This window comes from Nocardioides sp. Root190, from assembly GCF_001428565.1.
GTDB lineage: Bacteria > Actinomycetota > Actinomycetes > Propionibacteriales > Nocardioidaceae > Nocardioides.
In genome coordinates this window covers 647528-666793 of record NZ_LMIA01000010.1, presented here as the reverse complement: position 1 = coordinate 666793, position 19266 = coordinate 647528, and the positions used below count along the sequence as shown (strand labels likewise).

The 19266-nt window shown below is 71.4% G+C and carries 19 protein-coding genes; 14 read left to right on the top strand and 5 right to left on the bottom strand.

What is annotated here, in order from left to right:
- Nucleotides 1–19 precede the first annotated feature (19 nt).
- The 4 genes from ASE01_RS25020 to ASE01_RS15970 all read left to right on the top strand — a co-directional run bounded on the left by ASE01_RS25020 (nucleotide 20) and on the right by ASE01_RS15970 (nucleotide 5704).
- Complete coding sequence (locus tag ASE01_RS25020; protein ID WP_056754102.1) at nucleotides 20–796, top strand: SDR family NAD(P)-dependent oxidoreductase; 777 nt, start codon at nucleotides 20–22, stop codon at nucleotides 794–796.
- Entirely contained in the window at nucleotides 793–1854 is a 1062-nt protein-coding gene (locus tag ASE01_RS15980) for a phosphotransferase family protein (RefSeq protein ID WP_056754099.1), read from the top strand. Before ASE01_RS25020 ends, ASE01_RS15980 begins: the two co-directional genes overlap by 4 nt.
- A complete protein-coding gene (locus tag ASE01_RS15975; protein WP_056754096.1) occupies nucleotides 1854–2531 on the top strand; it encodes a histidine phosphatase family protein in 678 nt (225 codons plus the stop codon). Before ASE01_RS15980 ends, ASE01_RS15975 begins: the two co-directional genes overlap by 1 nt.
- Before the next feature lie 158 nt (nucleotides 2532–2689).
- Entirely contained in the window at nucleotides 2690–5704 is a 3015-nt protein-coding gene (locus tag ASE01_RS15970) for a S8 family serine peptidase (protein ID WP_056754093.1), read from the top strand.
- A 126-nt stretch (nucleotides 5705–5830) separates the two neighbouring features.
- Here ASE01_RS15970 and ASE01_RS15965 read toward each other — a convergent pair whose 3' ends face one another.
- Nucleotides 5831–6589, bottom strand: coding sequence for an SDR family oxidoreductase (locus ASE01_RS15965; RefSeq protein ID WP_056754091.1), 759 nt, complete (start codon nucleotides 6587–6589; stop codon nucleotides 5831–5833).
- A gap of 91 nt (nucleotides 6590–6680) precedes the next feature.
- Here ASE01_RS15965 and ASE01_RS15960 point away from each other — a divergent pair, with 91 nt between their 5' ends.
- From ASE01_RS15960 to ASE01_RS15950, 4 genes are read left to right on the top strand one after another with little or no spacing between them, the layout of a single operon-like run.
- Nucleotides 6681–7289: a PadR family transcriptional regulator gene (locus ASE01_RS15960; RefSeq protein ID WP_056754088.1), complete on the top strand. Its 609-nt coding sequence runs from the start codon at nucleotides 6681–6683 to the stop codon at nucleotides 7287–7289.
- Nucleotides 7286–7429, top strand: coding sequence for a hypothetical protein (locus ASE01_RS24445; protein ID WP_157537391.1), 144 nt, complete (start codon nucleotides 7286–7288; stop codon nucleotides 7427–7429). Before ASE01_RS15960 ends, ASE01_RS24445 begins: the two co-directional genes overlap by 4 nt.
- Nucleotides 7426–8151, top strand: coding sequence for an ABC transporter ATP-binding protein (locus ASE01_RS15955; RefSeq protein ID WP_056754086.1), 726 nt, complete (start codon nucleotides 7426–7428; stop codon nucleotides 8149–8151). Before ASE01_RS24445 ends, ASE01_RS15955 begins: the two co-directional genes overlap by 4 nt.
- Nucleotides 8148–10835, top strand: a complete 2688-nt coding sequence (locus ASE01_RS15950) for an ABC transporter permease (RefSeq protein ID WP_056754083.1) — start codon at nucleotides 8148–8150, stop codon at nucleotides 10833–10835. The genes ASE01_RS15955 and ASE01_RS15950 overlap by 4 nt, the downstream gene beginning before the upstream one ends.
- Nucleotides 10836–10854: 19 nt before the next feature.
- On the opposite strand, the gene ASE01_RS15945 is transcribed toward ASE01_RS15950, so the two are convergent.
- The 4 genes from ASE01_RS15945 to ASE01_RS15930 all read right to left on the bottom strand — a co-directional run bounded on the left by ASE01_RS15945 (nucleotide 10855) and on the right by ASE01_RS15930 (nucleotide 12699).
- Nucleotides 10855–11244 (bottom strand): type II toxin-antitoxin system VapC family toxin, encoded by a 390-nt coding sequence (locus ASE01_RS15945; RefSeq protein ID WP_056754078.1) that lies wholly within the window; start codon nucleotides 11242–11244, stop codon nucleotides 10855–10857.
- The gene (locus tag ASE01_RS15940; RefSeq protein ID WP_056754075.1) at nucleotides 11241–11474 is read right to left on the bottom strand and encodes a type II toxin-antitoxin system Phd/YefM family antitoxin; all 234 of its coding nucleotides are present in this window, start codon (nucleotides 11472–11474) and stop codon (nucleotides 11241–11243) included. The genes ASE01_RS15945 and ASE01_RS15940 overlap by 4 nt, the downstream gene beginning before the upstream one ends.
- A gap of 70 nt (nucleotides 11475–11544) precedes the next feature.
- On the bottom strand, nucleotides 11545–12336 hold the full coding sequence (gene yidC, locus ASE01_RS15935) for a membrane protein insertase YidC (RefSeq protein ID WP_056754072.1): 792 nt from the start codon (nucleotides 12334–12336) through the stop codon (nucleotides 11545–11547).
- 60 nt (nucleotides 12337–12396) lie between these two features.
- Nucleotides 12397–12699, bottom strand: coding sequence for a hypothetical protein (locus ASE01_RS15930; RefSeq protein WP_056754069.1), 303 nt, complete (start codon nucleotides 12697–12699; stop codon nucleotides 12397–12399).
- Nucleotides 12700–12780: 81 nt separating this feature from the next.
- On the opposite strand from ASE01_RS15930, the gene ASE01_RS15925 reads away from it, so the two are divergent.
- The 6 genes from ASE01_RS15925 to ASE01_RS15900 are packed head-to-tail and all read left to right on the top strand — an operon-like array spanning nucleotide 12781 to nucleotide 19224.
- A complete protein-coding gene (locus ASE01_RS15925; protein WP_056754066.1) occupies nucleotides 12781–13407 on the top strand; it encodes a TetR/AcrR family transcriptional regulator in 627 nt (208 codons plus the stop codon).
- On the top strand, nucleotides 13407–14237 hold the full coding sequence (locus ASE01_RS15920; protein ID WP_056754063.1) for a TIGR03084 family metal-binding protein: 831 nt from the start codon (nucleotides 13407–13409) through the stop codon (nucleotides 14235–14237). The genes ASE01_RS15925 and ASE01_RS15920 overlap by 1 nt, the downstream gene beginning before the upstream one ends.
- Nucleotides 14234–15988, top strand: coding sequence for an acyclic terpene utilization AtuA family protein (locus tag ASE01_RS15915; protein WP_056754060.1), 1755 nt, complete (start codon nucleotides 14234–14236; stop codon nucleotides 15986–15988). Before ASE01_RS15920 ends, ASE01_RS15915 begins: the two co-directional genes overlap by 4 nt.
- Nucleotides 15988–17124: an acyl-CoA dehydrogenase family protein gene (locus tag ASE01_RS15910; RefSeq protein ID WP_056754057.1), complete on the top strand. Its 1137-nt coding sequence runs from the start codon at nucleotides 15988–15990 to the stop codon at nucleotides 17122–17124. Before ASE01_RS15915 ends, ASE01_RS15910 begins: the two co-directional genes overlap by 1 nt.
- A gap of 10 nt (nucleotides 17125–17134) precedes the next feature.
- Nucleotides 17135–17605 carry an SRPBCC family protein gene (locus tag ASE01_RS15905; RefSeq protein ID WP_056754053.1) on the top strand — a complete coding sequence of 157 codons (471 nt, stop codon included), beginning with the start codon at nucleotides 17135–17137 and terminating at the stop codon, nucleotides 17603–17605.
- Nucleotides 17602–19224, top strand: coding sequence for an acyl-CoA carboxylase subunit beta (locus ASE01_RS15900; protein ID WP_056754051.1), 1623 nt, complete (start codon nucleotides 17602–17604; stop codon nucleotides 19222–19224). Before ASE01_RS15905 ends, ASE01_RS15900 begins: the two co-directional genes overlap by 4 nt.
- Nucleotides 19225–19266: the final 42 nt, after the last annotated feature.

The following is a 19266-nucleotide window of genomic DNA, read 5'->3' as shown; positions in this document are numbered from 1 at the left end:
AGTCGCTAGTCTCGGCCGGGTGAACGATCGATCGGTTCGAGTCCTGATCACTGGCGCCGGCTCCGGCCTCGGCGCCGCCCTCGCCCGCGCCTGGGAGGTGCGGGGGGCGACGGTGCTGCGCACCGACCGCACGCCGGGGGAGGGCATCCATCCCCTCGACATCACCAGCGACGCCGACTGGGCCGCGGTGCGCGATCACGTCGCGCAGACCTGGGGTGGGCTGGACGTGCTCGTCAACAACGCCGGCATCGCCGGCGGCGGGCGCCTCGACGTGGCCGGCATCGACGAGTGGCAGCGGCTGGTCGACATCAACCTCCTCGGCGCGGTGCGGGGTACGGCGACCTTCACTCCGGTCTTCAAGCAGCAGGGCAGCGGCCGGATCGTCAACGTCGCCTCCCTCGCGGGACTCGTGCACCCGGCCGGGATGGCCGGCTACAACGCCACCAAGGCCGCCGTCGTCGCACTGACCGAGACCACCGGCCACGAGCTCGCCGCCCACGGGGTGAGCGCGCACGTCGTGTGCCCCTCCTACTTCCGCACCAACCTGATGGCCGGGGTCGAGGGCCGCGACGCGGCGCTGCAGTCGGTGATGAGCAAGCTCGTCGAGGACAGCCCGATCAGCGCCGACGACATCGCCGCTGCGGTGCTCGACGCGATCGACGTCGGCACCGAGGTGATCATCCCGGACGACGCGGCTCGCGGAGCGGTCCAGCTCAAGCAGACCGACCGGGCGTCGTACGACGCCGTCATGCGGGCCCAGGCGCGCAAGCTCGACAAGATCGCGGAGCAGGCATGAGCGACGAGTCCCGTCCGGTCCGCGGTGAGGACGCCTTCGACGTGGCCGCGGTGGCCGCCTGGCTGGACCGCGGCCCGATCGCCGAGGTGCGCCAGTTCCCCGGCGGCGCATCGAACCTGACCTACCTGTTGCGGATGGCCGAGGGTCCGGAGCTGATCCTGCGCCGCCCGCCTGCGGGCACGAAGGCGAAGGGCGCCCACGACATGGGCCGGGAGTTCCGGATCCAGGACGCGCTCAAGCCGGTCTTCTCCCAGGTGCCGACGATGGTCGCGTACGCCGACGAGGCGAGCAGCCCGATCGGCAGCGAGCTCTACGTGATGGAGCGCCTCGAGGGGCTGATCCCGCGTCGCGGCTTCGGGTTCGCGATCACCCCCGAACAGGCCGGCGACCTCTGCGACGCCGCGGTCGACACCCTCGTCGCGCTGCACTCCGTCGACGTCAGTGCCGCGACCGGGGTGCCCGGACTGGCCGCGCTCGACAAGGGCCAGGGGTACGTCGCCCGGCAGGTCGGCGGGTGGATCACCCGGCTGGCCAACGCGCGCACCGACGACACGGGCGACTGGTCGGACATCACCGGGTGGCTGGACGCGAACCAGCCGGCCGACGTGCGCTCGGCGATGATCCACAACGACTACCGACTCGACAACATGGTCCTCGCGCCCGACGACCCGACCCGGATCATCGGCGTCCTGGACTGGGAGCTCTCGACGGTCGGCGACCCGCTGATGGACCTCGGCTGCACGCTGGCCTACTGGGTCCAGGCTGACGACGACGAGTTCTTCCAGATGACGCGGCGCCAGCCCACCGCCGACCCCGGCATGTGGACCCGCCAGCAGGTCATCGACGCCTACCTCGAACGCAGCGGCCTGGCCCTCACCCCCGAGGAATGGCGCTTCTACGAGGTCTTCGGGCTGTTCCGCTTCGCCGTGATCGCCCAGCAGATCTGGTACCGCTACGTCCACGGCCAGACGACCAACGAGGCCTACGCCGCCTTCGGCCCGGCCGTCGCCGGCTTCGAGGCGCGCTGCCGCCGCATCCTCGCGGGGATCGACGGCTGATGGGGATCCTGCTGCTGGTCCGCCACGGCCAGGCGTCCTTCGGGACCGACGACTACGACGTGCTCTCCGAGACCGGTTGGGAGCAGGGCAGGGTGCTCGGCCGCTGGCTCGCCGAGCACGGTCCGGTGCCCGCCTCGGTGGTGCACGGCGGGATGCGTCGGCACCGCGAGACGTGGGAGGCCCTCGCCGAGGGCGCCGGCCTCGATGCCGCTCCGGGCATCGACCCGGGCATCGACGAGGACTGGGCTGAGTTCGACCACCTCGCGATCCTGGCCCGTCACTCCGAGATCACCGGTGTCCCCCTCGACCACGGCATCGACCGCCGGGCGTTCCAGGAGCAGTTCGAGGTGTCCACCGAGCACTGGGCCGCGGCCGGGGCGGAGAGCGGCTACCCGGAGCCGTACGACGGATTCGTCGCCCGGTCGAGGGCCGCCCTGGAGCGGCTCGCCGCACTCCCCGGGCCCGCGCTCGTCGTCACCTCGGGTGGCGTGATCGCAGCGCTGGCCGCCGCGCTCGTCGTACCCGACGGGGCAGAGCTCGGACCCGTGTGGGCCCGCTTCAACACCGTCATCGCCAACTCCTCGGTGACCCGGGTGATCGTCGGCGCGACCGGTGCGCGGCTGCTGACCTTCAACGAGCACCCGCACCTGCCGCGCGAGCTGGTCACCTACCGCTGAGCGGGCGTTACGGGCAACAACTGGGTAAAGAACGAGTCCTCCTGTCGCAAGAGCCTTGACGCGGTGGATCTTCGTGGGTTGGCTGAGCCTGGCGGAATGATCTTCCGCCACGGCGCGGTCGCTCGGGCCCGCCGCCTTCTCGGACCGGAGGACCATCCATGCACGTCCTTTCCGCGGGCGCAGATCGCGCCCGTCGTCTCTCCTCGATGCTGATGGTGGCCCTCGCCGCCGTCCTCGGGATCACCCTCACCCTCGCGGCACCAGCGCTCGCCGACCCCGACCCGGGTCCCGGAGCAGCGGACGGTGCGGGCCTGTCGGCCGACAAGGCCGACCTGACCCGCTACAAGGCGGGTCGCTACGTCGTGATGCTGGCGGCTCCGCCCGCCTCCACGGCCGACGCGACGCGGGCCGACGCGGGCCAGCAGTTCGACGCGAAGAAGGCCGGGGTGGCGTCGTACACGACCAAGCTGCGGGCCTCGCACGACCGCCTCGGCAAGGACCTGGGCTTCAAGGTGACCAAGCACTACACGATCTCGGCCAACGGCTTCGTCGCGGACCTGACCGCGAAGCAGGCCACCGAGCTGGCCACGGACCGCAGCGTGCTGACCGTCCAGAAGGACTCGCTGGTCTACGCCGACACGTGGAACACCCCCGACTTCCTCGGCCTCAGCGGCAAGAAGGGCGTCTGGAAGCAGGTCGGCGGCCAGAGCAGGGCAGGCGACGGCATCGTCGTCGGCATCATCGACTCCGGCATCTGGCCCGAGTCGAAGTCCTTCAAGGGCAGCAAGCTGACCAGCGACCCGCAGGGGAGGTGGAAGGTCAAGATCAGCGGCTCCATCACCTCGATGAAGAAGTCCGACGGCAACCTCTTCCGCGGTGAGTGCGAGACCGGCGAGGAGTTCACCCTCGCCAACTGCAACAGCAAGCTGATCTCGGCCCGTTCGTTCGTCGACGGGTACGGCGAGGCGCGCACCGTCGAGGAGGACTTCATCTCCCCGCGTGACGGCAACGGCCACGGATCGCACACCGCGTCGACCGCTGCCGGCAACCCGGTCAGCGACGTCGCCACCGAGGGCGTCGAGTTCGGCGACATCAGTGGTGTCGCGCCGGGCGCGAAGATCGCGTCGTACAAGGCTCTGTGGGCCACCGCTGACGGCCGTGCGTCGGGCACCACCTCCGACCTCGTCGCGGCCATCGAGCAGGCCGTCACCGACGGCGTCGACGTCATCAACTACTCGATCTCGGGTCCGACGGACACCGTCCTCGAGGCCGCCGAGATCGCCTTCGAGGGTGCTGCCGAGGCGGGCGTCTTCGTCGCCGCATCGGCCGGCAACGAGGGCCCGGGTGCCTCCACGGTCGCGCACAACAGCCCGTGGGTGACCACGGTCGCGGCCAGCACGCACACCAGCTTCGAGAACACCGTGGTGCTCGGCAACGGCCAGCAGCTGGTCGGTGCCTCGATCAGCAAGACCCCGCTGCCCGCGACCAGGCTCGTGGACGCTGCCACGGCCGGCAACGGCTCGGAGAGCGAGGGCAACACGGCGCTCTGCGCGCCCGACAGCCTGGACCCCGCCAAGGTCACCGGTGCGATCGTGGTGTGCCAGCGCGGGACCTACGACCGGGTGGTCAAGAGCGAGGAGGTGCTCCGCGCCGGTGGTGTGGGCGTCCTGCTCGTCAACATCACCGAGGGCAGCCTGGACGCCGACTTCCACGCCGTGCCGACGATCCACGTCGCCGACACCGATGCGCCGAAGGTCTACGACTACCTCGACTCCGCAGGTGCCAACGCCACGGCGCAGTTCAAGCTCGGCAACCTGTCGGGCAAGGTCACCCCGGTCCCGCAGATCGCCGGCTTCTCCTCGCGTGGCCCCGCGGCCTCCGACGACAGCGACCTGCTGAAGCCGGACATCTCGGCCCCGGGCGTGAGCGTCCTCGCAGCGGTCGCCCCGCCGACCAACCACGGCCGGGACTACGACCTCTACTCCGGTACGTCGATGTCGGCTCCGCACATCGCCGGTCTCGCCGCGCTCATCCAGGGTGAGCACCCGCGGTGGGCTCCGATGCAGATCAAGTCGGCGATGATGACGACGGCCACCGACCTGAAGACGGCAGACGGCAAGGCGTCGAAGGACCTGTTCGCGCAGGGCGCCGGGCACGTGAACGCGAAGGCGTTCCTCGACCCGGGTCTGTTCGTCCTGTCCGACTGGGAGCAGTGGTACGGCTACATCACCGGCCTCGGCCTGGACACCGGAGTGCCGGCGCTCGCGCCCAACGCGGTGAACCTGCCGTCGCTGGCCGAGGGCCACGTGATGACCTCGACCACGCTCTCGCGCACCTTCACCTCGGCCCGCAAGGGCTCGTGGAAGGTCAAGGTCGACGTGCCGGGCTTCAAGAGCAAGGCCAGCAGGTCGACGGTGTCGGCCAAGCGGTCCGGCCAGGACACGAAGATCGACTTCACCTTCGAGCGCACCACCGCGCCCCTGAGCCAGTGGGCCTTCGGGCACATCACGCTCACCGGGACGACCACGGTGCGTCTGCCCGTCGCGCTGCGTCCGGTGTCGGTCAAGGCGCCGACCGCGGTCGACGGAACGGGCGTGGAGGGTTCGCTGGAGGTGCCGATCACGGGGGGCTTCAACGGCGACCTCGAGGTCTCCACCGCGGGTCTGGTCAAGGGCCAGGTCGCGGAGGGCTCCATCGCCGTGGGTGACTACACGCTCGAGTGCGTGACGATCGGCGAGGGCAGCGAGCTGGCGCAGTTCGACCTGGTCGCTCCCGACGCGACGAGTGACCTCGACATGTACGTCTACGCCTCGGGTTCGTGCGATCCCGGCTCGATCACCGCGGTCGCAGGCGAGGTGGCCACCCCCTCGCCGGGCGAGACGTTCTCGCTCGAGGGCGCTCCGGCCGGCACCTACATCGTCGAGGTCGACGCATTCTCGGCCGGCAGCCAGGGCGATCCGGTGCCGTACTCGCTGCGGGTCTACGACCTCGGCGGCTCGCCGTCGGTCGGCAACCTGACCGCCGTACCCAACCCGGTCCCGGTCACGACCGGGGGCGACACGTCGTTCGACCTGACGTGGAGCGGACTGGAGGCCGACGCGCACTACTTCGGCCTGCTGGGCTACGACGGAGCACCGAACTCCACGTTCGTCTACGTCGACACCACCCCGTAGTCAGCCCGTTCACACTGGGGAGCGGCATCTGTGAAGTGCCGCTCCCTAGCGTGGACCCTGTCGCACCCGGGGGGATGTGGGCCGGTGGTGGAACCCCCCCTTCCACCGCTGGGCCCTCCGGGTGCGTCAGATCAGCTTCTTGAGCACGCCGAGCGGAGCGTGCTTCATCACCGGCGCCATCGCGGCCCACGGGAGGGCTGGCACGCAGGCGTCGCCGACCTCCTTCTCGATCGCGGAGACCATCGCCTGCACGCCCTTCTCGGTCGAGGACATCAGCGGGGTGGACTGCTCGACCTGGTCGTTCATCTCCGAGCGGATGTAGCCGGGGTAGAGCACGGTCACCTTGATCTTCTTCTGCAGCGGCGTGCCGTGCAGCTCGGTGCGCAGGCCCTCGGCCAGGTGGGCGACGCCGGCCTTGGTGGCGGCGTAGGTCGTCATCGCCGACGGCATGCCGCGCATCGCCGACATCGAGGACACCATCACCAGGTGCCCGGACTCCTGGGCGCGGAAGATCTCCATCGCCGCCTCGGTCTGGGCCAGTGCGCCGACGAAGTTGGTCATCGCGGTCTCGAGGTTGGCCTCGAACCGGCCGGTGCCGAGCCGGGCGCCCTTGCCGAGGCCGGCGTTGACGACCACCCGATCGAGCCGTCCGAGCTCGTCGCGGAGCTCGCCGAAGACCCGGAAGACCGCGGTGTGGTCGGTGACGTCCAGGGCACGGACAGCGATCCGGGTCGTGGGGTGCGCGGCGGTGATCTCGTCCCTCAGCTCCTCCAGCCGTTCGGTACGACGGGCCGCGAGCCCGAGGTCGTGCCCGCGGGCCGCGAACTGCCGTGCCATCTCCGCGCCGAGGCCGCTGGAGGCACCGGTGATCAGGATCGTCGTCATGCGTCCAGTCTGGTGCATCGGTCGGCTCGACATGGCCGGGCATACCGGGTATACATGTCCATACCCAGTATGTACTTCCCTCGGAGGAACGATGTCCGTCAAGCACGCACTGCTCGCCCTGCTCGAGCAGCAGCCGATGTACGGCTACCAGCTGCGCACCGAGTTCGAGCAGCGCACCGGCACGACCTGGCCGCTCAACGTCGGGCAGGTCTACACGACCCTGACCCGGCTCGAGCGGGACGGACTCGCGTCTGCGCAGGGGGAGGACACCGAGGGGCACGTGATCTACCGGATCACCGATGCCGGTCGCGAGGAGGTCGCCACCTGGTTCACCACCCCGGTGGCGCGCACCCAGCCGCCGCGCGACGAGCTCGCGATCAAGCTCGCACTCGCGGTCACCGTTCCCGGCGTCGACGTCGGCACCGTGATCCAGCAGCAGCGCAGCGCGACGATGGCGGCCCTGCAGGACTACACCCGTCTCAAGCGGCAGGCCGGCACCACCGGCCTCGAGCCCGCCGAGCTGGCCTGGTCCCTCGTCCTCGACTCGCTGGTGTTCGCCGCTGAGGCCGAGATCCGCTGGCTCGACCACTGCGAGGCCCGGCTGCGACGGGCCGCGGTGGAGGGGGCGCGGCAGGGCAGCCCGGCCCAGACCGCCCAGACCACCCAGCCGGGTGCGCCCGTCGAGCGGAGCCCCCGATGACCACGGCCGATCTCGACCACGCCCGCCGCCTGGCCCACGCCGAGCGGCGCTGGCTCGCCGAGGCCCGCGACCGGCTGCGGACCACCCGTCCCCGTCCCGAGCAGGCCCAGGTCCCCACCGATGCAAGGAGTGCGCGATGAGCGCCGATGCCGTCCTGCGGCTCAGTGACGTGACCCGTGTGCACGGCACCGGCCCGCACCAGGTGCACGCCCTGCGCGGCATCTCCTTCACGGCGTACGCCGGCGAGCTGGTCGCTGTGATGGGGCCGTCCGGCTCCGGGAAGTCGACCCTGCTCACCATCGCGGGCGGGCTCGACCAGCCGACCTCCGGGTCGGTCGCCGTCGAGGGCACTGACCTCACCACGCTCAGCCTCGACGCCCGCGCCCGGATGCGGCGGACCTCCATCGGCTACGTCTTCCAGGGCTTCAACCTGATCCCCGCGCTCACGGCGGCCGAGAACGTCGCCCTCCCGCGCGAGCTCGACGGCGTCTCGGCCCGCCAGGCGCGGGCCGAGGCCCGCAAGGCACTGGAGGAGGTCGGCATCGCCGAGCTCGCCGACCGCTTCCCCGACGACATGTCCGGCGGCCAGCAGCAGCGGGTCGCGATCGCCCGCGCCGTGGTCGGCGATCGCCGGCTGGTGCTGGCCGACGAGCCGACCGGTGCGCTCGACACCGAGACGGGCGAGGAGATCCTGCGTCTGCTCCGGGCCCGCTGCGACGCCGGCGCAGCCGGCGTCCTGGTGACCCATGAGGCGCGTCACGCGGCCTGGGCGGACCGGGTGGTGTTCCTGCGCGACGGCGTCGTGGTGGACGAGACCGGCGCCGACCCGGTCGACGTCCTGACCGACCACGCCGTCCGATGAGCCGTTCGACGGGCCGCACCGCGAGCACGCGGGGCGGCTGGCGGATCGCGCTGCGCCTGGCCCGCCGCGAGGCCATGCGCCGCAAGGGCCAGACCCTCCTGATGCTCGTCCTCATCTGCCTCCCGGTCGTCGCCGTGGGCGCGGCGTCGATCGTGTGGCGCACCCAGGACGTCTCCTCCGTCGAGGGCCTCGACCGGCGCATGGGCGCGGCCGATGCGTACGTCGAGACCTCCGGCTTCGGTGAGGTGGTGCAGGCCTTCGACCCGAGCGAGAACTACGGCGTCATCGGCGAGGACGACGTGTTCGGCGGACCGGACACCCTGGGCACCGCGGACCTCGACGCCGTGCTGGACGTCATCGGTGCCGACCGGCCCGCCGTACCCCTCCGGACCAGCTCGCTCTCCTACCGGACCGACGAGGGACTCGGCAACCTCGAGACCCTCACCTCCGACCTCGCCAGCTCGCTGACCGACGGGCTCCTCACGAAGGTCCGTGGCACCTACCCTCCCGGCCCCGGCGAGGTCGTGGTCAACCAGGCCCTCGCCGACCGGGGCCCCGGCATCGGCGACACCCTGACCGTCGTACGCCAGACCGGAGAGGGTGAGCAGCAGATCGACCTGCGCATCGTCGGGATCGCCGAACGTACGACGACCCGCGGCTACCCGATGGCGGCCGGGCTGCCCGGTGCCTTCGGCGCGGACGGGCCCGACGAGATGGGCCAGTGGCTGATCGGCGGTGGCCCCGTCTCGTGGGACGAGGTCCAGGCCCTCAATGCCGTCGGCGTGCTCGCGTCGTCGCGGGCGGTCCTGACGGACCTGCCGCCGGCGTCCGAGCTCTCCCCTGAGCTGCCCGTGATGGACAGCGGCATCGACGAGGTCACCCTGACCGTCCTCGCCCTCGTCGCGGCGATGGTGCTGCTCGAGGTCGTGCTCCTCGCCGGACCCGCGTTCGCGGTCCGGGCCAAGGCCCAGGCGCACTCGCTGGCACTCGTCGCCGCTGCCGGCGGCACCCCGCGCCAGGCTCGGCGCACGGTCCTCGCCTCCGGCGTGGTGATCGGGGTCGTCGGTGGCGTGCTCGGCGTCGCGCTCGCCGTCGCGGTCGGCACCGTCGCCGTACCCGTCGCGCAGCGCTTCGACTCCACCCGCTTCGGGCCGTTCGAGGTGCCGTGGCCGCTGCTGGCCCTGGTGGCGGCATTCGGCTTCCTCTCCGCCGTGCTCGCCGCCGTCGTCCCGGCCTTCTCGTCCTCGCGCCAGGACGTCGTGGCGGTGCTCGCCGGCCGCCGCGGCGAGGGCAAGGCCTCCGTCCGCTCGCCGATCCTCGGGCTGGTCCTGCTCGGCGTCGGCATCGCCGGCGCCGTGGCCGGTGCCGGGGCGGGCGGTGACGGAGGCGGCAGCGCCGCGATCCTGATCGCCGGGTCCGCGATCGTGTCGGTGCTGGGCATGATCCTGCTGGTGCCGATGGCCGTGGGCCTCGTGGCCCGCATGGCGGGGCGCCTGCCGCTCGCGCTGCGGTTCGCCGCCCGTGACGCGGCCCGGCACCGGACCCGCACCGTGCCCGCCGTCGCTGCCGTCGGCGCGACGGTGGCCGGCGTGGTCACGCTGGGCATCGCGCTGGCGAGCCAGGAGGCCGCCAACGAGGACAGGTACGTCCCGATGCTGCCCGCCGGCTACGGCTCGGTCACCCTCGGCGACTCCGACCAGACGACCGTGATGGCGATCCTGGACCGCAACCTGCCGGAGGGTCGTTCGGTCACCGTGCGCGGTGCGCTCACCTCGACCGATGACGGCGAGCTGGAGATGGAGTTCCGCGACGGCGAGGACGTCCTGTCCCTGTCGTACTGGTCGGCACTCAGCACGCCCTACGTCGTCGTGTCCGAGGTGCCGGACTACCTGGAGATCATCGGTGGCGATCGCGCCGAGCTGGACGCCACCCTCGCCGCGGGCGGCATGGTGCTGCTCGACGACGAGAACCAGGACGACCTGGGAGCGATCCCCGACGTCGGCCGACTCGCTGTCGACGTACGCCGGTGGGACCCCGAGGGTGGGGAGCCCGAGCTGGTCGGCACGACCGAGGTCGATGCTGCCGTCGCGAAGGTCGAGGGCACCTCGCCGGCCGTGGCGTTCCTGTCGCCCGAGGTCGTCGAGCAGCTCGGCATGGAGGTCGGCGACGTGGGGGCGATCATCCCCGGTCCGATCAGCAGCGAGGCGCAGCAGGACATCGACGAGGCGCTGGCCGCGCTGGGCACCTCGCCGTACTTCTACGTCGAGCGCGGCTACCAGACCGACCCTGCCGTGCGGATCATCCAGGCCGTCCTCGCGCTCCTCGGGGGCATCCTGATGCTCGGCGGCACGCTGACCGCGACCTTCCTCGCGCTCTCCGACGCCCGCCCCGACCTGGCCACCATGGCCGCCGTCGGTGCGCGACCCCGGACCCGGCGGGGTGTCGCGGCGTCGTACGCGCTCGTCGTCGGAGGCGTCGGTGCCCTGCTGGGTGCGCCCGTCGGCCTGATCCCCGGCTTCGCGATCAGTCGACCCCTCACCCGGCACTGGGAGACAGGAGCGACCAGCCTCGACGTCCCGTGGCTCCTCATCGCGGTCGTCGTGATCGGTCTGCCGCTGCTCACCGCGGGGGTGGTCGCGGTGTGTGCCCGCGGGCGGCTGCCGTTGACGGCGCGGATCGACTAGGGCACGCGGTAGGGGCTGCTCAGGTCCAGCGGGTCCGGACGTCCTCGAAGTCGCGGACGACGGAGTCGTCGGTCACCAACGTCAACCCTTCGAGCTGGGCCTGCGCCACGAGCATCCGGTCGAACGGATCGCGATGGGTCCACTCCATGGAGCCGGCGCGCCGCATGTGGTCGACCGTGAGAAGGAGCTCGGTGACGCGCAGGTTGCGCAGGAGCCGCTGCCAGCCGTCGAGGACCGAGGCCCCGCCGGGCAGCGTGCCACGTCGCGTCTTGAGCGCGATCTCGTGGGCGGAGGCAGCCGAGACGTGCCGGGTCGCGGCGGCGGACAGCATCGCGCGGGTCTCCGGTCCCACGCGGGGGCTGTCGGCAGCCAGCCACAGCAGGACGTGGGTGTCGAGCAGGAGGTTCACCGCGCGGAACCCTCCCAGGCAGCCAGCTCCTCCTCGGGAAGCGGCGCGAAGAAGGCGTCGTCGACCTCCACCTCGAAGCCGCCGAACACGAGGTCGACCTGGTGCAGCGGCCGCAGCTCGGCGATCGGCTTCCCCGCACGAGCGATGATCACCGACTCCCCGGCCTCGACGTTCTTGAGGAGCTCGGAGAGCCGGGTCTTGGCGTCCTGCACGTTGACGGTCACGGTCATGGGGGGAGTCTACGTCGGTCAGACCAATCAGACCAGACCAACCTGACCAACCTCGCCTACGGAGCTGGCGTCAGCGCTCGAGCCGCAGCGCCGCCGGTGACCCCGGCGTCGGGAACCACCGACGGATGACGGCGGACTGGCCGCAGGTCCACACCGCGCTGCAGACCCAGTAGGCGAGCAGCGCGACCGGTACGACGCCGCCGGCGACGAGCATGCCGCCGGCCGAGATCAGCGGCACCAGCTGTTGGGCGCTCAGCATCGCCTCGGGAAGGTCGTCGGTGACGGTGGTGGGCAGGATCAGGAACCGCTGGGTGAGGTAGCCGAGCAGGGCGGCGGTCCCGGCCAGGCCGGCGACCACGACGAGGTGGAGCCCGCCGCCGGCGTACCCGTGGGCCGCCAACGGCACGCCCGCGAGCGTCGCTGCGCCGAAGGATGCGACCAGCGTCGGGGTGAGCGCGCCGACGGCCGTGCCAGCGCTCACGTGCGCGAGCAGGTGGTAGAGCGCCATCCAGATCGGGACCTGCGCCAGGGTCGGCAGGCAGCCGAGTCGCGAGACGCCGTGCTCGGCACCGAGCTGGCGCCGCTCCGCGAGGTAGGCGCGCATCGTCTCGGGGTCGCGTCGGTCCGGGTACTTCGCGGCGAGGCGTTTCAGGTGGGGCCGTGCGCGGGCACCGGCATGGGCCTGGCGCACGCCCCGCACCACCAGGGGCAGCAGGGCGAGGCGGACCAGGACGACCACGGCGGCGATGCTCAGCAGCCAGGTGGCGCCGCCGTCCGGGTCGGCGCCGACGGCGGTGACGGTGCTGTGGGCGGTGGCGACGACGGCCGCCAGGGCATGGGACAGCGGGTCGAGAAGGGACATGCGGGAACTCCTGGGGACGAAGGGACGAAGGTGGTCGTGGCGCTCGCCGGATGGCGGGCGTCAGACCGTCCCAGGAGCGCGCGGGCGCGCAGGGTGCCGGACGGGATCCGCGACGCGGGCGGACAGGCAGGGCGCCGGCTGGCGGGCGTCGGGCCGGGTCACCGACCGGAGGACGAGCAAGCCGCCGGTCGTCGTACGGACCAGCGCGGCGGCGGCCACGGCCAGCATCGCGATGCCGGCGGTGAGGGGCGCATCGGAGCTGAACGCCAGCACCGAGGTCGGGAGCGCGGCCACCAGGGCGACCAGGACGCCGGTCACGAGCACGGAGATCCGCGCCGAGTGACGGTGGTCGGTCCCGGTCATGGGCTGATCGTAGCGCCGCCTCGAGCACACAAACAAACAGTCATGCTTGACTGTTTGTTCGAGGCGGGCCATGCTGGCCCCGTGACGACGTCCGCTGCCCGCGTTCCCCAGGAGGAGCGCACCCGGGTCATGCGGGCGCGGCTGATGGAGGCCACGGTCGAGCTGCTCGTCGAGCGGGGCTTCGGGGGGACGACGACCACGTTGGTCTCCGAGCGCGCCGGCGTCAGCCGTGGAGCCCAGCTGCACCACTTCCCGACAAAGAACGACCTCGTCGTCGCGGCCGTGGCCCACCTGACGGAGATCCGCGGCTCAGAGCTCGAGGCCGCGGCGAGCCGTCTGCCGAAGGGTCCGGCCCGTACCGAGGCCGTCGTCCAGATGCTCGGTGACCACTTCGGCTCGCCGGTGTTCACCGCCGCGCTCGAGCTGTGGGTCGCGGCCCGCTCCGACGCCGCACTGCAGGAGGCGGTCGCGCCACTCGAGCAGCGGGTCGGTCGCGAGACGCACCGGTTGACCGTCGAGCTGCTCGGCGCCGACGAGTCGGTCGCCGGCGTCCGCGAGCTCGTCCAGGCCACGCTCGACCTCGTCCGGGGCCTCGGCCTGGCCAACACGCTCGGCGACGACGCCCGACGTCGCCGCCGGATCCTCAAGGAATGGGCGCGGACCCTCGACGCCGCGCTGGGCTCGACCACCACCACGAAGGAGTCCTGATGAGTGTGCTCGATGGCGTGATCGCCGACCTCGCAGCGGAGGGCGACCAACTCCGCGGTGTGGTCGCGGGACTCGACGAGGCGGGCTGGCGCAGTCCCACCCCGGCCGAGGGATGGGACGTCGCGACCACGATCGCCCACCTGTTGTGGACCGACCAGGTCGCCGTCCTGGCCGCCGGCTCGCTGGACGGCGACGAGGGCAAGCACGCCTGGGACGCCGTCGTGCTGCAGGCCCTGGAGGACCCCACCGGGTTCGTCGACCAGCACGCGCTCGAGCTGGGCGCGCTCCCGGGCGCGGAGATCATGGCGCGCTGGGACGACGCGCGCCCGGCCCTGCTGGCGGCGCTGCGGACCGTCCCCGAGGGCGCCAAGCTGCCGTGGTTCGGTCCGCCGATGTCGCCCACCTCGATGGCCACGGCGCGCTTCATGGAGACCTGGGCGCACTCGCTCGACGTGTACGACGGCCTGATCCGGCTCAGCCTGATCTCCGAGCCGCCGCCGGTCACCGACCGGATCCGGCACGTCGCCCACATCGGGGTCCGCACGCGCGGGTTCTCGTTCGTCAACAACGGCCTCGACGTCCCTGTGGACCAGCCCCGGGTCGAGCTCGTCGCGCCGAGCGGCGACACGTGGACCTGGGGTCCCGAGGACGCGACGCAGCGGGTCACCGGGCCCGCTGTCGAGTTCTGCCAGCTGGTCACGCAGCGCATCCACCGCGACGACACCACCCTGGTCGCCCACGGCGAGGAGGCCGAGCGCTGGTTGCGCATCGCGCAGGCGTTCGCGGGACCTGCCGGTGGCGGTCGCGAGTCGACGGGAGGGGTCGCATGACGGGCTCCTCGGCCAGCGGTGCACTGCGGATCGCGAACTGCTCCGGCTTCTACGGCGACCGGATGTCCGCGCTGCGCGAGCAGCTCGAGGGCGCCAGCAACGGCAGCGGCGTCGACGTGGTCACCGGCGACTACCTCGCCGAGCTGACCATGCTGATCCTCGGCATGGACACGCTGCGCGACGCCGACCTCGGCTACGCCCGCACCTTCGTCCGCCAGCTCGAGGACACCCTCGGCCTGGCGCTGGAGAAGGGCGTGAAGATCGTCAGCAACGCCGGCGGTCTCAACCCCGCCGGGCTCGCCGCCAAGGTCCGTGAGGTCGCGACCGGGCTGGGGCTGGACGTCAAGGTCGCCCACGTCGAGGGCGACGACCTGCGACCTGCCGGCCTGTTCGAGGGTGCGCTGACGGCCAACGCCTACCTCGGAGCCTTCGGCATCGCCTCGGCCCTCACCCGGGGCGCCGATGTCGTCGTCACGGGCCGGGTCACCGATGCCTCCGTCGTCGTCGGTCCCGCCATCGCCCACCACGGCTGGACGCCGACCGACCTCGACGCCCTCGCCGGCGCGGTGGTCGCCGGCCACGTGATCGAGTGCGGCACCCAGGCCACGGGCGGCAACTTCTCCGGCTTCGTCGACCTCTTCAAGGCGGGTGCGCCGATGACGACCTCGCTCGGCTTCCCGATCGCCGAGGTCGCCGCCGACGGCAGCAGCGTCATCACCAAGCACGACAGCACCGGCGGGGCGGTCACCGTCGACACCGTCACCGCCCAGCTGCTCTACGAGATCCAGAGCACGCGCTACCTCAACCCCGACGTCACCACCCGGCTCGACTCGATCCGGCTGCGCCAGCTCGGCCCCGACCGGGTGGAGATCTCGGGCGTCACCGGCGCGGCGCCCGCCGAGCAGCTGAAGGTCGCCGTCAACACCCTCGGCGGCCACCGCAACCAGGTCGAGTTCGTCCTCACCGGCCTCGACATCGACGCGAAGGCCGAATGGCTGCGCTCGCAGCTCGACGGGCAGTTCACAGCGGCTGACGTCACCTGGACGCAGACCCCTTCCCGGGTCGGTGACGCCGACACCGAGGAGGGCGCCTCGATCCTGCTGCGCTGCATCGCCAAGGACCCCGAGGCCGGTCCGCTCGGCAAGCCGTTCACCGGGCCCTGCGTGGAGCTCGCCCTGGCGTCGTACCCCGGCTTCACGATGACCACCCCGCCGCAGAAGCCGTCCCCGTTCGGCATCTACCGGCCCGAGTACGTCGACCGCAACGCCGTCGAGCACACGGTGGTCCACCACGACGGGACCCGGGAGGTGATCGCCGACCCGACCGACTTCGTCGACGCCGGCGAGCTGGACCCGGCGCTGGGGAGCCGGCCCTCGCCGTACCCCGCGCCGTCGGACACGATCACCCGACGGATGCCGCTCGGCTCGTTCGTGCACGCCCGCTCCGGCGACAAGGGCGGCAACGCCAACCTCGGGCTGTGGGTGAAGAACGACGGATCACCCAAGTACGAGGCCCGCGTGCAGTGGCTCGCGAAGATGATCAAGGCCCGCAAGGTGCGCGAGCTGATCCCCGAGGCGAAGGACCTGGACGTCGACGTCTACGTCCTGCCCAACCTCGGCGCGGTCAACATCGTCATCCACGGCCTGCTCGGCGACGGCGTCGCCGCGTCCACCCGGTTCGACCCACAGGCCAAGGGCCTGGGCGAGTGGGTCCGCAGCCGCATCGTCCACATCCAGGAGGACCTGCTCTGATGCGTTGGAACGAGGAGCGCGCCGCGCTCAAGGAGTCGGCTGCGCAGTTCGCGCGCCGCGACATCATCCCCGGCCTGCAGGAGTGGGAGGACGCCGGCGAGCTGCCGCGCAGCCTCACCGAGGCGGCCGCGAAGGCCGGCATGCTCAGCGTCGGCTACGGCGAGGACTTCGGCGGTGACGGCGGCGACCTGCTCGACGCCTGCGCGCTGCAGGAGGGCCTGATGGAGGCCGGTGTCTCCGGTGGCCTGATGGCCTCGCTCTACACCCACGGCATCTCCGTGCCGCACATGATCGCCCACGGCTCGCCCGAGCTGGTCGAGCGCTACGTCCGACCGACGCTGCGCGGCGAGCGGATCGGGTCGCTGGCCATCACCGAGCCCGACGGCGGCTCGGACGTCGCCGGCCTCACCACGCGCGCGGTCCGCGACGGCGACCACTTCGTCATCAACGGCGCCAAGACCTACATCACGTCCGCGGTGCGCGGTGACTTCGTCGTGACCGCCGCCCGCACGGGTGGTCCCGGCCACGGCGGGCTCTCGTTGATCGTGGTCGACAAGGGCACACCCGGCTTCACGGTCAACCGCTCGCTGAAGAAGATGGGCTGGCACTGCTCGGACACCGCCGAGCTGTCCTACGAGGACGTCCGGGTGCCCGTGGCGAACCTCGTCGGCGAGGAGAACCATGCGTTCTACTACATCGCCGAGCAGTTCGTCGTCGAGCGGATCTTCCTCGCCCTCATGGGCTACGGCCACGCACTGCGCTGCGTCGACCTCGCGGCGCAGTACTGCCGCGAGCGGGAGACCTTCGGCAAGCCGGTGATCAAGAACCAGGTCGTGCGCGCCAAGCTGGTGGAGATGCGCCGCCAGGCCGAGGTCGCGCGGACCTACACGCTCGACGTCGCCGCTCGGCACGTCGCCGGCGAGAGCGTGATCGCCGAGGCCTGCATGGCCAAGCAGACCGCAGTCGAGACGGCCGTCGCGGTCGCCGACATGGCCGTCCAGCTGCACGGCGGCTACGGCTACATGCACGGCACCGAGGTCGAGCGGCACTACCGCGACACCCGACTCCTGCCCATCGGCGGCGGCGCGACCGAGGTCCTCACCGACCTCACCGCCAAGCTGCTGGGCTACTCCTGAAGGGACGACGATGAACCTGCTCAAGCCGCTCGGCGGCGAAGTGACCGTGCACATGAAGGCCCCCGTGGAGGAGGTCTGGGCACTGGTCAGCGACGTGACCCGGATCGGTGAGTTCTCGCCGGAGACCTTCGAGGCGCAGTGGACCCACGGCGCGACCGGCCCCGCTGCCGGTGCGCGCTTCAAGGGCCACGTGAAGCGCAACGGTGTCGGGCCGACGTACTGGACGCCCTGCACCGTCACCGCTGCCGTGCCGCACGAGGTCTTCGAGTTCGCGGTCGGTCTCGAGGGCAACGTGATCAACACGTGGGGCTACCGGATGCAGACGGAGAACGGCGGCACCAGCGTCACGGAGTACTTCAAGCTCACGCCCGCCTGGTACATCCGCGGCTACTGGCTCCTGCTGGGCCGGCTCCGCACGAAGACCAACGAGCGCGGCATGCGCACCACGCTGGAGAAGATGAAGGCGGTGGTGGAGGCATGACCGCCACCGACGACATCGGCCTGGACGAGCCCACCGTCGAGGAGCAGCGCCGCGCCTCGATGGAGGCCAAGCTGGCCGACCTGCACGCCGAGCAGACCAAGGCGGTCGAGGCCGGCGGCAAGTACATCGCCCGCCACCGCGAGCGCGGCAAGCTCACCGCCCGCGAGCGGATCGAGCTCCTCGTCGACGAGGGCTCGGCCTTCCTCGAGCTGATGCCGCTCGCCGGCTGGGGCAGCGACTTCGCGGTCGGTGCCTCGCTCGTCACCGGCATCGGCGTGGTCGAGGGTGTCGAGTGCATGATCATCGCCAACGACCCGACGGTGAAGGGCGGTGCGCTCAACCCGTGGTCGCTGAAGAAGTCCTTCCGGGCCGGCGAGATCGCGGAGAAGAACAACCTCCCCTCGATCAACCTCACCGAGTCCGGCGGCGCCGACCTGCCCACGCAGAAGGAGATCTTCATCCCGGGGGGTCGCGGGTTCCGTGACCTGACCCGCTCCTCGGCGCGCAAGCAGCCGACGATCTCCGTCGTGTTCGGCAACTCGACGGCCGGCGGCGCGTACGTCCCCGGCATGAGCGACTACGTGATCATGGTCAAGGAGCAGGCGAAGGTCTTCCTGGCCGGTCCGCCGCTGGTGAAGATGGCCACCGGTGAGGAGTCCGACGACGAGACCCTCGGCGGCGCCGAGATGCACTCCAGGGTCTCCGGACTGTCCGACTTCCTCGCGGCCGACGAGCGCGATGCCATCCGGCTCGCCCGCCGCGCCGTGGCGCGGCTCAACTGGCGCAAGAAGGGCAACCCGCCCACCGGTCGTGCGCTGGAGTACGCCGAGCCGGACCTCGACCCCGAGGACCTGCTCGACCTGATCCCGACCGACCTCAAGGAGCCGTTCGACCCGCGTGAGGCGATCCTGCGCATCGTCGACGGCACCAGCCCGGAGAACGAGCAGCCCTTCGACGAGTTCAAGCCGCTCTACGGATCGGCGTTGTGCGTCGGGTGGGCGCAGCTGCACGGTCACCCGATCGGGGTGATCGCCAACGCCCGCGGGGTCCTGATGAGCGAGGAGGCGCAGAAGGCCGCGCAGTTCATCCAGCTCGCGAACCAGAAGGACACCCCGCTGCTGTTCCTGCACAACACCACCGGCTACATGGTCGGTGCGGAGTACGAGCAGGGCGGGATCATCAAGCATGGCGCCCAGATGATCAACGCGGTGAGCAACTCCTCCGTGCCGCACCTGACGGTGATCATGGGCGCGTCCTACGGCGCCGGCAACTACGGCATGAACGGCCGCGCCTACGACCCGCGCTTCCTCTTCACCTGGCCGTCCGCGAAGTCCTCGGTCATGGGTCCGGCGCAGCTCGCCGGTGTCCTCGAGATCGTCGCGCGCGAGTCCGCGGAGAAGAAGGGCCAGGTCTTCGATGCCGAGGGCTTCGTCGCCGTGAAGCAGATGGTCGAGGCCCAGATCGAGGAGCAGTCCCTGCCCTACGTCCTGTCCGGGATGGTCTACGACGACGGCGTCATCGACCCGCGGGACACCCGCACCGTGCTCGGCATCTGCCTGTCCGTCATCGACAACCAGCCCATCGAGGGCGCCATGAACTTCGGGGTGTTTCGACTGTGATGAAGCGAGCAGCGGCATGCGAGGAACGAGCATGACGCGTCG